General features: G+C 72.0%; 14 protein-coding genes and 1 tRNA gene. 11 read left to right on the forward strand and 4 right to left on the reverse strand.

The window, feature by feature from the left end; all coding sequences use genetic code 11:
* Position 1 precedes the first annotated feature (1 nt).
* From B4V04_RS17950 to pyrF, 4 genes are all read left to right on the forward strand, one after another.
* Positions 2 to 1,363 carry a M14 family zinc carboxypeptidase gene (locus tag B4V04_RS17950; protein ID WP_498233018.1) on the forward strand — a complete coding sequence of 454 codons (1,362 nt, stop codon included), beginning with the start codon at positions 2 to 4 and terminating at the stop codon, positions 1,361 to 1,363.
* A gap of 90 nt (positions 1,364 to 1,453) precedes the next feature.
* Positions 1,454 to 2,236 carry a hypothetical protein gene (locus B4V04_RS17955; protein WP_498233019.1) on the forward strand — a complete coding sequence of 261 codons (783 nt, stop codon included), beginning with the start codon at positions 1,454 to 1,456 and terminating at the stop codon, positions 2,234 to 2,236.
* Positions 2,233 to 2,982, forward strand: a complete 750-nt coding sequence (locus tag B4V04_RS17960) for a class I SAM-dependent methyltransferase (protein WP_498233020.1) — start codon at positions 2,233 to 2,235, stop codon at positions 2,980 to 2,982. The genes B4V04_RS17955 and B4V04_RS17960 overlap by 4 nt, the downstream gene beginning before the upstream one ends.
* Positions 2,983 to 3,042: 60 nt before the next feature.
* A complete protein-coding gene (gene pyrF / locus B4V04_RS17965; RefSeq protein WP_498233021.1) occupies positions 3,043 to 3,873 on the forward strand; it encodes an orotidine-5'-phosphate decarboxylase in 831 nt (276 codons plus the stop codon).
* Positions 3,874 to 3,909: 36 nt separating this feature from the next.
* On the opposite strand, the gene B4V04_RS17970 is transcribed toward pyrF, so the two are convergent.
* Positions 3,910 to 4,053, reverse strand: a complete 144-nt coding sequence (locus tag B4V04_RS17970; RefSeq protein WP_186310935.1) for a hypothetical protein — start codon at positions 4,051 to 4,053, stop codon at positions 3,910 to 3,912.
* Between the two features lie 51 nt (positions 4,054 to 4,104).
* Here B4V04_RS17970 and trmY point away from each other — a divergent pair, with 51 nt between their 5' ends.
* The 4 genes from trmY to B4V04_RS17990 all read left to right on the forward strand — a co-directional run bounded on the left by trmY (position 4,105) and on the right by B4V04_RS17990 (position 6,190).
* On the forward strand, positions 4,105 to 4,737 hold the full coding sequence (trmY, locus tag B4V04_RS17975; RefSeq protein WP_498233022.1) for a tRNA (pseudouridine(54)-N(1))-methyltransferase TrmY: 633 nt from the start codon (positions 4,105 to 4,107) through the stop codon (positions 4,735 to 4,737).
* A complete protein-coding gene (locus B4V04_RS17980) occupies positions 4,718 to 5,140 on the forward strand; it encodes a CHY zinc finger protein (RefSeq protein WP_498233023.1) in 423 nt (140 codons plus the stop codon). Before trmY ends, B4V04_RS17980 begins: the two co-directional genes overlap by 20 nt.
* Before the next feature lie 95 nt (positions 5,141 to 5,235).
* A tRNA-Pro gene (locus tag B4V04_RS17985) sits at positions 5,236 to 5,308 on the forward strand.
* Positions 5,309 to 5,488: 180 nt separating this feature from the next.
* Positions 5,489 to 6,190: a TVP38/TMEM64 family protein gene (locus B4V04_RS17990; protein ID WP_144796488.1), complete on the forward strand. Its 702-nt coding sequence runs from the start codon at positions 5,489 to 5,491 to the stop codon at positions 6,188 to 6,190.
* A 13-nt stretch (positions 6,191 to 6,203) separates the two neighbouring features.
* Here B4V04_RS17990 and B4V04_RS17995 read toward each other — a convergent pair whose 3' ends face one another.
* Both B4V04_RS17995 and B4V04_RS18000 read right to left on the reverse strand, forming a co-directional pair.
* On the reverse strand, positions 6,204 to 6,626 hold the full coding sequence (locus B4V04_RS17995; RefSeq protein ID WP_498233024.1) for a GtrA family protein: 423 nt from the start codon (positions 6,624 to 6,626) through the stop codon (positions 6,204 to 6,206).
* On the reverse strand, positions 6,626 to 8,128 hold the full coding sequence (locus B4V04_RS18000; protein WP_498233025.1) for a sulfatase: 1,503 nt from the start codon (positions 8,126 to 8,128) through the stop codon (positions 6,626 to 6,628). Before B4V04_RS18000 ends, B4V04_RS17995 begins: the two co-directional genes overlap by 1 nt.
* A 274-nt stretch (positions 8,129 to 8,402) precedes the next feature.
* Between B4V04_RS18000 and B4V04_RS18005 the strand changes: the two genes are divergently transcribed.
* The 3 genes from B4V04_RS18005 (at position 8,403) to B4V04_RS18015 (ending at position 10,169) form a co-directional block, all read left to right on the forward strand.
* Complete coding sequence (locus B4V04_RS18005) at positions 8,403 to 9,359, forward strand: alpha/beta fold hydrolase (protein ID WP_498233026.1); 957 nt, start codon at positions 8,403 to 8,405, stop codon at positions 9,357 to 9,359.
* A gap of 76 nt (positions 9,360 to 9,435) precedes the next feature.
* Positions 9,436 to 9,762, forward strand: coding sequence for a cupin domain-containing protein (locus B4V04_RS18010; protein WP_144796496.1), 327 nt, complete (start codon positions 9,436 to 9,438; stop codon positions 9,760 to 9,762).
* Complete coding sequence (locus tag B4V04_RS18015; protein ID WP_498233027.1) at positions 9,762 to 10,169, forward strand: rhodanese-like domain-containing protein; 408 nt, start codon at positions 9,762 to 9,764, stop codon at positions 10,167 to 10,169. The genes B4V04_RS18010 and B4V04_RS18015 overlap by 1 nt, the downstream gene beginning before the upstream one ends.
* Here B4V04_RS18015 and B4V04_RS18020 read toward each other — a convergent pair whose 3' ends face one another.
* Positions 10,170 to 12,347 carry a PGF-CTERM sorting domain-containing protein gene (locus B4V04_RS18020; protein WP_498233028.1) on the reverse strand — a complete coding sequence of 726 codons (2,178 nt, stop codon included), beginning with the start codon at positions 12,345 to 12,347 and terminating at the stop codon, positions 10,170 to 10,172.
* Between the last annotated feature and the right edge of the window lie 110 nt (positions 12,348 to 12,457).

Genomic DNA, 12,457 nt, shown 5'->3' on the forward strand with positions numbered 1-12,457 from the left:
TATGCACAGGCGACGTTTCCTCCAGAGCGGTATCGCCGCGGTCGGTCTCGCGGGGTTCGGATCGACGGTGAGCGCACAGTCGGGCGGACGCGACTACCGGCCAGGCGGCCCGTGGGCGCCGAACGAGCGCGCGGTCAACTACGAGGCGTACCTGGACAACGAGCAGCTCGGCGAACGCCTGAAACAGATCGACCGGCGGAGCGACCGCGTGGAACTGGAACGGATCGGGTCCTCTGCCGGTCGCGAAGATCCGATCTGGGAGGTCACGATAGGCGACGGGGACGAGAGCCTCCATCTCATCAACCAGATCCACGGCGACGAGCCCTCCGGCGCCGAGGCCGTCGTGAAGATCCTCAATCGACTGGCGACGGGCGGCTCCCGGCGGGTCGAGAAGATCCTCGACAATCTGACGATCACGATCGTCCCGCGGGTCAACCCCGACGGCGCCAACTTCGTCGGCGACGACGGACTCGGCACCGACGGCGAGCTCCGGCAGCGCCGGTATAACACGAACACGTGGGAGGAGGGTGACTCCCGGTACATCAACGCGAACGCGTACTACTCCGGCGACGTGCCGGGGTACGACCTGAACCGCGGATTCAGCATCTTCCCCGACTTCGAGCCGGGCGACGAAGACGAGGAGTGGTGGGACGTTCTCGAAGACTACCCACAGTTCGGCTACCTCAACGTCCCCGTCGAGGACGTCCCGTTCGACGTTCGCGACCCCACCGTCGACGACGGCGAGAATCCGTACGACGAACTGTTCGCCGTCGGGCTCAACCTCAACCCGGAGAACCGGGCGGTGACCGAGTCGTTCCTCGAGGCCGACCCTGACTGGGCGATCACGCACCATCATCAGGGGGCGACCGCGGATCCCGAGTCCCCCGACACGGGCAACGGACCGCAGTGGCAGTCGATCATGAGCGTGATGGCGCCGTTCGGCCCGAGGTACGTCGGGCTCGACGGCGTCGACTACGCCGGCTACGTCGGCCGGGGGAACCCGTACCTCTCGGAGGACGCGCAGACGCGCTCGCTGCGGCTCAACCAGCTCGTCAACGAGCGCGCCCAGGAGTTCGGGAAGGGCAAATTCAACACGCTCACCCGGTACGGGTACGGCCCGCTGTGGGGGTCGTACCTCGACGCGCTGTGTCCGCAGACGGACGCTGCGGGGATGCTGTACGAGGTGTCTCACCAGAGCGACGAGCGCGGCCACAAGGCCATCGGCACGACGGTCAAGATCACCGTCGCGGGATTCATGGCGACGTTCGAGCGGATCGCCGACGGCTCGATCAGTGAGGTCGACGAGCTGGACTACTTCGACATGCCGCTGGCCGAGGGTATCGACAGCCCGTTCGACCGGTAAGCCGGACTCGGTAGGGGGGGTCGCGGTCGCCGGCCGCTGGCGGCCCGGTCCGACCTCCGGATTCAAGTCCGTCGCCCGCCACGTGAGACCATGGCAGGACCGGACCCCGCCGAACTGCGGCGGGTCGTCGACGCGTTCCCCGCGGCGGACGGCGTCGAATCGGTCGACGACGAAGCGACCGTTCGCGTCGACGACCTCCTCGACGGGACGTACGGCAGGCTGACGCGCGAGTGGTATCCCGAGCTCGGGGAGCTGACCGAGACGTACGCCGCGGGCGAGATCCTCCGCGAGGACGTGCTCGAACACGTCGAGGCGGTGCCGTCGTTCCGGCTCTCGGACGGCGCCGCGCCCCTCCCGGAGAAGCGCCGGGCGCTCGCGGCGGCCGACGAGGCGGCCGACGAGGTGGCCGAGATCGCGGGGTGGTACGCGACCCTGCGGTCGATGCTCGACGACGACCCGGACGACCTGACGCGGGTCGAGCGGCTGCTCCACGGCTTCGGCTACGCCCTCGCGCACGGGCTCTTCCTCGGCGCGTCGTCGCCGAAGCGCGTCGTCCGGCGGCTCAGGCTGGCGTACCGGTCGGTGGGCGTCGACATCGACGAGACCGAGAGCGAGGCGGGCGCGGAGCGGACGACGTTCACCTGTCCGTACCGGAACGTCGGCGCCGGGATCTACGGCGAGAAGTGGGTGTGCCACGAGAAGCTCGACCGCGTCGACGACGGCTACGTGACGTACCTCGGGGAGCGGGGGATCGACTACCAGCGCCCGCGGGACTGCGACGGGAGCGAGCGGTGTTACTCCACGGTCGCGCGCGACGGACCTGAGCTGTGGTGGCCGAAGACCGCGCCCGCGGAGGTCCGCGCCCGGTCGTGACCCGGGACCGTCGGCGCCCGAGGTCGCGGTCGGCGGCGCGGACCGGCGAGACTCGCTCGGGCGGCGGCCCCTCCGCGGCGGCCGACGACGAGTCCGCAGCGCACAGAATCCAGCGCGGCTACGCCGCGTGGGCGCGGGCCTACGACTGGTTCGCGCGGGGGACCGCGTCGGTCGGCGGCGTGCGGGCGGGCTGCGTGCGGGCGCTCGACCTCGATCCCGGCGACACCGTCGTCGAGTTCGGCTGTGGGCCCGGCGTCAACGTCCCCGCCCTTCGAGAGGCCGTAGGCCCGACGGGACGCGTCGTCGGCGTCGACATCACCGGCGCGATGCTCGACCGGGCGCGAGGGCTGGCGGAGCGCCGAGGGTGGGAGAACGTCGAGTTCGTGCGGGGCGACGCGACCGACCCGCCGGTCCGGTCGGCCGACGCGGTGCTCGCGACGTTCGTCACGTCCCTGTTCCCCGACCCGTACGCGGTCGTGAGCGACTGGTGCGGGCTGGCCGACACGGTCGTCGTCGCGGCGTTCGCGCCGCGCGGGAGCCGCCCGGCGAACGCCGCGCTCTCGGCGTTCGCGCGCATGAACGGTCGGCTGTTCGACCTGGACGCAGACGACCCCCTCGAACGGCTGGACGCGCGGACGGCGGCCGCGCGGCGGGCGCTCGCGGACAACGCTGAGACGCTGACGGAGGAGCGGTACCTGTTCGGGACGATCGCGATGTACGCCGGGGACCGATCCACGGAAGCTTGAGAGGCGCGAGCCGCGGGGCGGAACGCAACGTTTAGCGCGCCCCCGGACGCACGGTCGGGCATGAGCTTCTTCGAGACGCTGGCGGCCCGGATCGAATCGACGGACAGCGTCGTCTCGGTCGGGCTCGACCCGGACCCGAGCCGGCTCCCCGACTCCGTCGCCGACGCCGACCTGCCGCGGTGGGCGTTCAACCGCCGGATCATCGACGCCACCCACGAGCACGCCGCCTGCTACAAGCCGAACGCGGCGTTCTACGAGGACGCCGACGGCTGGCGCGCGCTCCGGGAGACGATCGCCTACGCCCACGGGAAGGACGTCCCCGTCCTCCTCGACGCGAAGCGCGCCGACATCGGCAACACGACGCGGCGGTACGCCGCGGCGCTCGATCACGCCGACGCGATCACGGTGAACCCGTACCTCGGCCGCGACTCCCTCCAGCCGTTCCTCGACCGCGCGGAGAAGGGCGTGTTCGTCCTCTGTCGCACCTCGAACCCCGGCGGGAGCGACCTCCAGGACCTCGAGCTCGCCTCCGGCGAACCCCTCTACGAGCGCGTCGCGGCGCTCGCGGACGTGTGGAACGGGAACGACAACGTCGGGCTCGTGGTCGGCGCGACCGCGCCCGAGGAGCTGGCCGAGGTCCGCGAGATCGTCCCGGAGATCCCCTTCCTCGTCCCCGGCGTGGGCGCGCAGGGCGGCGACGCGGAGGCCGCGGTCGAACACGGGCTGGCCGCCCGGCCGGACGCCGCCGTCGACGTGGGGCTCGTCAACTCCTCGCGCGGCATCATCTTCGCGGGCGAGGAGTCGAGCCGCCCGGGCGACGAGGCGACGTACTTCGGCGCCGCCGGCGACGCGGCGAAGCGGCTCAAGAAGCGACTGAACCGGCACCGGTAGGCGGTTCGTGGACGGCCGGTCGGGTTCGGGGCCGAGTCACTGCTGACGGCCCTGCAGACACGCCGTACAGGCGCCGGCGCCGTCGTTCCAGTGGTCGTCGCAGACGGCGCGGCCGCACCGCGGGCAGCCGTGGCGCGCCTGCGCCGCCTCGCACACCTGACAGAGTCCGGCGACGCTCATGCGTCGTCTTCCGGTCGCGTGCCTTATCAGGGTCCGGGTCGACCCGACCGTATGCGCCAGTTCGTCGTCGTCGGCCACGAGGCGCCGACCGATCCGGACGCGGTCTCGCTGTCGGACCTGCCCGGCGCGGGCCGGCTCGACCTGCTCTGTCGGTGCGTCGCGACCGGCGTCTTCCTCTCGCACGGGATCCGCGAGGCGGTGCGGGTCCACCTCGTCGTCGCCGACGAACTCACGGTCACCTTCGACGCGGACAGCCTCCGCCACCTCCACCCGGACGAGCGCAACGTCGCCGCCCGGGTCCGCGACGCGCTCGCCGCGAAGCCCGACGCGATCGGGCACATGCCCGCCGACGTCTCACCGGGGGTCGAGCTCCGCCGGATGGGGCTCGAAGCGACGCTGGACCGGCTGCTGGACTCGAACGGGACGGGCGGCGCCGGCGGCGGGGCCACCGACCAGACCCTCGTCCAGCTCCACGAGGACGGCGACCCCCTCGTCGACGCCGCGCCGCCCGACGATCCGGTGTTCGTCCTCTCGGACCACCGCGACTTCACCGACGGGGAGGAGTCGCTGCTCGCCGAGCGCGCGGAGCGCCGCGTCCGCGTCGGCCCCGAACTGCTCCACGCCGACCACACCGTGTCGGTCGTCCACAACTGGCTCGACACCGATGGCTACGAGTCCTACTGACCGGCGGACCACGACCGCGCCCGCGACCGACGACCGGTTCGCGGTCCCCCTGCGCGGGGTCGCCGTCGACCCCGAGACGCGATGCGCTCACTGGGACGACCCCGTCGACGTGATCGCGCTCCGGTTCGGCTGCTGTGAGGCCTACTACCCCTGCGACGCCTGTCACGACGCCGCGGCGGATCACCCGGCCGAACCGTGGCCTCGGGACCGCTTCGACGAGCCGGCGGTGCTCTGCGGGGTCTGCCGCGCGACCCTCTCGGCCCGCGAGTACCTCGACGGCGACGGAGAGGCGCGTTGCGCCTCTAGCAGTCGGGCGAAGCCCGACGACGACGCCTGCCCGCGCTGCGGCGCCGAGTTCAACCCCGGCTGTCGCGAGCACCGCGACCGGTACTTCGAGGCGTGAGCCGGTCGCTCGGCGGCGGATCGAGCCGGGGCCGATCGGCCGCCGTTTCCGGCATTCGGAAAGGTTAAAAGAACGAACGGCCTTCTGTCGAGTGCGGGCCGGTGGGGTAGCTTGGTATCCTTCGGCCTTCGGGTGGCCGTAACCACGATTCAAATTCGTGCCGGCCCACTTCCCGCATCCGTTTTGAACCGCGTAGCGGCGCGTACCGCGTGAGATGACGGCTCACCGGCAGGCGTGAGACGACGAGGAGAGCGCTCCCCCGGCCACGGAGCCAACCGGGGAGGCTCCGCGACTCCGAACCGCGCTTTTGACAACCTTCAAGTCCACCGCTGGCCGGGTGTAACACGAATGAAGCTCTTCGCCTCGGCGTCGGACCGGCGGCGGGGGATCCTCGCGATCGTCGCCGTCGCGGTCGCCTTCGCCGGGCTCTATCTCTTCGTTCGGGAGTACGCCGCGTTCCTCACCGACGCCGAGGCCCTGCGGCTGTGGCTCCGGCAGTTCGGCGTGCTCGCGCCGCTCGTGTTCATCGCGATCCAGGCGCTTCAGGTGATCGTCGCGCCGATCCCGGGACAGGTCGTCGCCCTCGTCGCGGGGTACCTCTTCGGCCCACTCGCCGGCACGGTCTACAGCGTCACGGGCGTGCTCATCGGAAGCGCGATCGCGTTCTCGCTGTCGAAGCGCTACGGCCGGTCGTTCGTCGAGGACGTGATCCACGCGGACGTGATCGATCGGTTCGACGGGTTCGTCGACACGGTCGGACTCCCGGGGCTGTTCGCGTTCGTGATCATCCCCGGGCTCCCGGACGACGCCATCTGTTTCCTGAGCGGGCTCACGAAGTGGAAGCTCCCGGCGTTCATGGGCGTCATCGCCGTCGGTCGACTCCCCGCGTACGTGCTCACGGTGTACGCCGGCGGCGAGCTCGCGAGCGGGCGGTTCCTCTCCGGGATCGCGCTCATCCTCGTCGTCGTCATCGCGTCTGTGGTCGGCTACTACAAGCAGGAGGCGATCCGCGACGTGATCGCTCGCGTCGAGCCCCGGCTTCCCTTCTGACCGCTGACCGGGGTCACCCCCACGTCCACTGGGAGTCGAGCGCGAACCGGTAGAGCCCGCTGAGGAAGATGGCGACCCCGTTCGCGACGAGGTACATGACCTCGCCCCACTCCACGAGCGCGTAGAGGACGCCGAGCTGGATCGGGATCGCGGTGCCGCGGACGAGGTTCGTCTTCGCGAGCCCGGAGAGGTACTCCGCCGTGCCCGTGTTCTGGCTCGCCTCGAACGTCCACGCGTTGTTGAACACGTACGACAGAACGATGGTGATCTCGATGGCGACCGTCGCGCCGATCAGGTAGTTGATCCCGGCGGCGTCGACGAACAGCCAGAGCAGCCCCATCTGGATCCCCGCGGTGAACGCGCCGACGACGACGAACCGGCGCATCTGAACGGCGATCGGTCCGCTGACGAGGTTGCGGAGGATCGCCCGGACCATCACCGATAGCCGAGCGCCTCGAGCCGGGCCTCGAGGTCCTCGTCGACCTCGTCGTCCCCGGCGGCCTCCCCCTCCCGGTCGCGGAGCTCGGCGACGTGGTCCGCGGCGATCGGCGCGAACCGCTCGACGACGGCCAGCTCCTCGTCCGTCGGGTCCGCGGACAGGTCCTCCTGCTGGGTGGGGTCCGAGGGACGGTGGTACAGCTCCGTCTCCCCCGTGTCCGCGTTCTCGATGTACGTCCACTCCGCGTCGCGGACGCTCACGAGGAGGTCGCCGTCGGCCATCGACCGCGGGATCGGCTGCTCGGTCACCTCCTCGCCGCGGACGGTCACGGAGACGACGGGGTCCTGATCGGGGTCGCCGTCGCCTCGGACCGCGGGCGCCACCGACTCCCCGCGCCACTCCGGCGGCGACTCGACGCCGAGCAGGTCGGCCACCGTCGGCGGGATCGCGTCGAGCCCGACGTGTCGGGAGACGCGTCCGCCCTCCTCGCCGGGGACGTTCACGACGAGCGGCACGCGGATCAGCTCGTCGTACAGCTTCGGGTAGTGCGCGAGGTGGCCGTGCTCCTGGAACTCCTCGCCGTGGTCGCCCGCGACGACGATCGCGGTCTCGTCGGCGACGCCGGCCGCTTCGAGCGCGTCGAGCACCCGCCCCACGCTCGCGTCGACCTGCCTGACGGTCGCCTGGTACAGCGTCCGGAGGTCGCGGAGGGTCCGCTCGCCGACCTCGAGCCCGAGGCTCGTGCGGGTGTGCGCGTGGAGCATCCGGTGGGTCCCGACGAGCCCGTCCGACACCTCGCGGATGTACCGCGGCGCCGGGACGTACGGCGTGTGGGTGTCCATGTAGTGGGTCCACAGGAAGAAGGGGCCGTCCGTCTCGTCGATGAACTCGGTGGCGGCGTCCTCGACGTCGAACATCCGCGAGGCGTCGAGGAAGGGGCGCTCGTCGCTCTCTCCCCAAAGCCTGGATTTGAGGCGCCGGAACGGCGAGGCGAGCAGCTGGATCCACGCCTCGACCGTCGGGTGCGCGGCGAGGTACCGGCTGTACCGGCTCGACCCGACGCTGGTGACGAACGGCTCGAACTCGTCGAACCCCTCGGGATACCCCCAGTGAGACGTGAGGAAGCCGTTGGCGGCGTTGAAACCGCCGGTCGCGATCCCGGCCTCCGAGAGCACCGAGGCGAGCGTCCGCGCGTCGGTCACGCCGATGTCGCCGTTCCGGGCGAAGACGGGCTCCGACGCGAGGATCGACGGGAACGAGAACGGCGTCCAGTTCCCGGTCGCGAACGCCCGGTCGAACGTCGTTCCGTCGGCGGCGAGGTCGGCGAGCACCGGCGAGATCCGATCGGCGTCGTACGGCGCGACCGCGTCGGCCCGCAGCGAGTCGATCGTGACGAGGACGACGTTGGAGACCTCGCGCTCCGATTCCGTCGTCGGCGACCCCGCCGCAGTGGACGACTCCGATTCCGTCTCGTCCGAGTGTGACGTGTCCGGTGCCATGTTATGCGATGGGTACCTCAGACGCCGCGACGCCGCGAGACGGCCCGACCGGTCGTGTCCCGTCCCCTCGGCGATTGGAGCGGGACACGGTTCTCTGACGAGGAGACGGGCCGGCGACCGACCCCCGCCTCTTCGAGCCGCGCGTCAGCAACACGAGTATACCCCAGAAAGCGCATGCCAGCGGCTTGAGGATTTCGATCTCGGAGACGGCGGCGAGCATCTCGAAGACGGCGGCGAGCGTAGCTATTTGCCGCGGGCGGGCGAAGGGGAACGCATGACCGATGCGACGACCGAGGCGGTCCGCGGCGTCGACGCCCTCGACGCCCACGTCCCGACTGACGAGATCCCCGAGTCGGTGCCGGCCGAGTCGCGAGCGGTCGAGACGAACGGCGTCCGGCTCCACGTTGTCGAGGCGGGGCCGGAGGACGGGAAGCTGCTCGTCCTGCTCCACGGCTTCCCCGAGTTCTGGTACGGGTGGCACGAGGCGATCGCGACGCTCGCCAACGCCGGGTACCGCGTGGTGGTCCCCGACCAGCGCGGGTACAACCTCTCGGAGAAGCCGCCCGCCGTGAGCGACTACCGGATCGGCGAGCTCGCCCGCGACGTGGTCGGCATCGTCGACGCGTACGGTCGGGATACCGCCGCCGTCGCCGGCCACGACTGGGGCGCGGCGGTCGGGTGGTGGCTCGCGCTCCACCACGCCGACCGCGTCTCCGAATTCGTCGCCGTCAACGTCCCGCACCCGACCGTCTTCAGGGAGACGCTCCGGAGCTCGTGGGACCAGCGGCTCAAGAGCTGGTATATGCTCGCGTTCCAGCTCCCGAAGCTCCCCGAGGCCGTCGCCAGCGCGGGGAACTGGCGGCTGGCCGTCCGCGGCCTCCGCGACTCGAGTACCCCCGGCACGTTCAGCGACGAGGACGTCCGACGCTACCGCCGCGCGTGGAACCGCGAGGGCGCCTTCGAGGCGATGGTGAACTGGTACCGGGCGATCGTCCGGGACCGACCCGAGCCGGAACGCACCCGCGTCGAGGTCCCGACGCTGGTGATCTGGGGCGCGAAGGACCGGTTCCTCACCAAGCGGATGGCGGGCCGGAGCGTGGAGCACTGCGCGGACGGCCGGCTGTTGACCCTCGACGCCGCGACGCACTGGGTCGTCCACGAGGAGCCGCACCGCGTCGCGGAGGCGATCGCCGACCACGCCGACCCGCTCCCGCCCGGCGCGCGCGAGTAGCCCGCCGCGGGTCTCAATCCGCCGCGCGTCTCGACTCGGCACGATCCTTTTATATCGACGGCGACGACCGTCGGTCATGACGCTCGACAGATACGCGGACGCAGTCGCCGACCTCGACCCCGCCGCGGGCGAGGTGGAGACCGCCGAGCTCGTCGTCACCGACGACGTGCTCGTCAAGGCGTTCGTCCTCGGTCCGGACGCCGCCGTCGACCCGCACGAACACGTCGACGCGACCAACGTCTTCCACGTCATCGAGGGGGAGCCGACGGTCGTCAGGGACGGGACCGCGGAGGCGCTCGCGGCGCCCGCAGTGGTCCTCAACGAGCGCGGCGCGGTCCACGGCGCGCGCAACGACACGGACGAGCGAGCCGTGCTCACGGCGAGCCTCTGCCCGCTCCCCTGATGGACGGCGAGATCGACCCCGAAGAGCTGGCGGCGCTCCTCGACGACGAAGCGAGAGACCCTCCGGACGACCTCCGGATCGTCGACATCCGCGACCGGCGGGCGTTCGACCGCGGCCACCTTCCGGGAAGCGAGTGCGTCCCGTTCCCGGAGCTGACGACCCGCGTCGAGGAGCTGGCTGGCGCCTCGCGGATCGTGACCGTCTGCCCGCACGGGATCGCCAGCCGGCAGGCCGCCCAGCTGATCGGAAGCTACGCCGGGATCGAGGACGCGCGCGTCGAGAGCCTCCGCGGCGGAATCGAGGGGTGGGAACGCGAGGTCGGCGAGCTGGCGACGAGAGCGGGAGGGGACGACGACCCCGACGGGAGCGACGGCGCGGCCGACGAGGGCCCCGAGGCCCCCTTCTGATCAGGGGTCGCGCCGACCGAACAGCCCGGCGGCGGCGACGAGCGCGACCACGGCGGCGACGGGACCGAACCCGGGGACGCCGTCGTCGGTGGCGCCGCCGAGGGGCCCGTCGCCCTCGACGGTGACGGTCGTCGACGCCTCGTCTTCCGGCCCGACGACGCTCACGGTTACCGTCCGGTCGCCGCCGATCCCGCCGGACGCCCCCCCGAGCGTGACGTTCCGGGCGACCGTCCCCTCGGCGTCGGCGTCGAGACGGACCGGCGCCGTGGCGACCGTCTCGCCGTCGACGCGGAACTCGACGTCGCCGCCGGCGGGGAGTCCCGCGTCGTTGCCGACGGCCGCGGTGACGCGAAGCGACTCGCCGGCGGTCACGCGCTCCGCACCGGTCGAGACGTCGCGGACCGACGGCGGCGCAGGCTCGGAGACGACGACGGTCAGTCGCTCGCCGGCGGCCCGGACCGCGTACTCACCGGGCTCCGCGAACTCGTGCTCGAAGCGCTCGGTCGCCTCCGCGCCCGCGTCGACGGTTCCGGACCGGGAGTCGACGACCTCCCCGTCGACGGTCAGCGCGAGGTCGTACTCGCCCGCGACGCCGCCCGTGTTGGCGACGTCGACCGCGACCGCGAGCGTCTCGCCCGCGACGAGTTCCACCGGGTCGCGGGAGACGGGGCGATCGCGGTACTCGCCGGTCGCGCGGACGCCGTCGTCCGCGAGCGCGTAGCCGACCTGCGCCGGCGTCTCGCCGAACGCCTCGGCGTGGGCCGCGCGGTCCCACGTCTCCGCCGTCTCCCGCGTGGTCGTCAGGCGCTCGGCCTCGGCGCGGATCGCGGCCGCGGTCTCGGCGTCGGCCCCCTCGGCCGCGGCCGCCTCGACCGCGTCGAGGACGTCCTCGTTGGTGATCGGCCCGTCCGCGGCGTTCAGGTCGCGGAGGACCGTCGCCAGCGACGCGCTCCCGTCGGTCGCGACGCGGAGCCGGCGATCGATCTCGCCCGCGACGAGCGCCCCCTTCGTGTAGTCCGGGTTCCGCTCCCACGTCCCGGGGTCGGCGAGGATCGCGGAGGCGTCGGGATCGCGCTCGCCGCGCGCCAGCGTCCGCTCGAACGCCTCGAAGTCGGCGTCACCGCGGTCCAGGGCGAACAGCGCGGCGTAGTAGGTCGCGCTCGCCTCGGTGATCCACCGGCCGCTCGCGTCGGTCCGATACGCTTGGCGCGTGTGGACGTACTCGTGGGTCCACACGTCATCGGCGGTGCCCGCCGGCTCGGTGTCCCGGACCCACACGTCGGCGTCGCCGATCTGGAGCCCGCGGACCCCCCACTCGACGCCGTCGGTGGGCGCCGCCACCGCGAACACCGTCTCGTCGCGCACGCCCACCTGCAGCGCGGTCGACGCCGACTCGAAGACGCCGAACACCTCCTCGGGAGTCGCCTCGAGATCGGCCGCCGCGGGGACGATCAGCCGGTGGCGCTGGCCGTCCGCCTCGCTGACGTACTCTTCGTACGGACCGATGAACGCCATCGCCTGGGAAGCGACCCCCTCGCCGTCGACGGCGTTCTCCCGCGTCAGCCGGACCTGCCCGTCGTACTGCCCGGTGTACGACCAGCTCGCGCTCGTCCGCGGCGTCCGGACCAGCGCCCACTCGCCCGTGTCGACGAACCGGTAGGAGCCGCGGGCGCCGAGCGGCCCCGCCTCCTCGACGGTGTCGTTGGCGTCCGTCGCGTAGGTGAGCGAGGGGTTCCGCGTCTCCCCGTCCCACGCCCACGTCGACGCGCCCGAGCCGCCCCCGTCGGCCGGCTCGAAGCCGTCGGCCTCGACCGCGTCGTCGTTCGCGCTGAGCAGGGTCACCCGGAACTCCGTGACGCGGTCGGGTAGCTCCGCCCGCGTCGTGACGCCGACCGTCCCGGCTTCCTCGGTCGCGAACAGCTCGTTCCGCAGACGGATCCTGTCGGAATCGTCGACCTGACTCGTCGCGGTGCCCCCGTCCCCGTCGGCGGCCGAGGCGCTCCCGTCCCCCTCGAGCGACGCGGGACCGACCGATCCGTGAAAGGTGGTCTCGCCCGAGACGCCGCGGTCGCCGACCGCCGCGCCTCCGGCGACCCCCAGCGCGGCGAGTAGCAGGACCGCGACGAGCGAGACGGCGAGGAGCGACCGAACCGCGGGATCCGAACCCGACCGTGTCATGGATCCACCACCGTGCGACGCCGACATAGGCCTGTTCCTCTCGACGGCGGTCGACGAGAGCACGCGTCGCTCGGAACTCCGGCACGGATCGAAAAAACGAACGCCGAGAG

Source organism: Halorubrum sp. B52, from assembly GCF_059752555.1.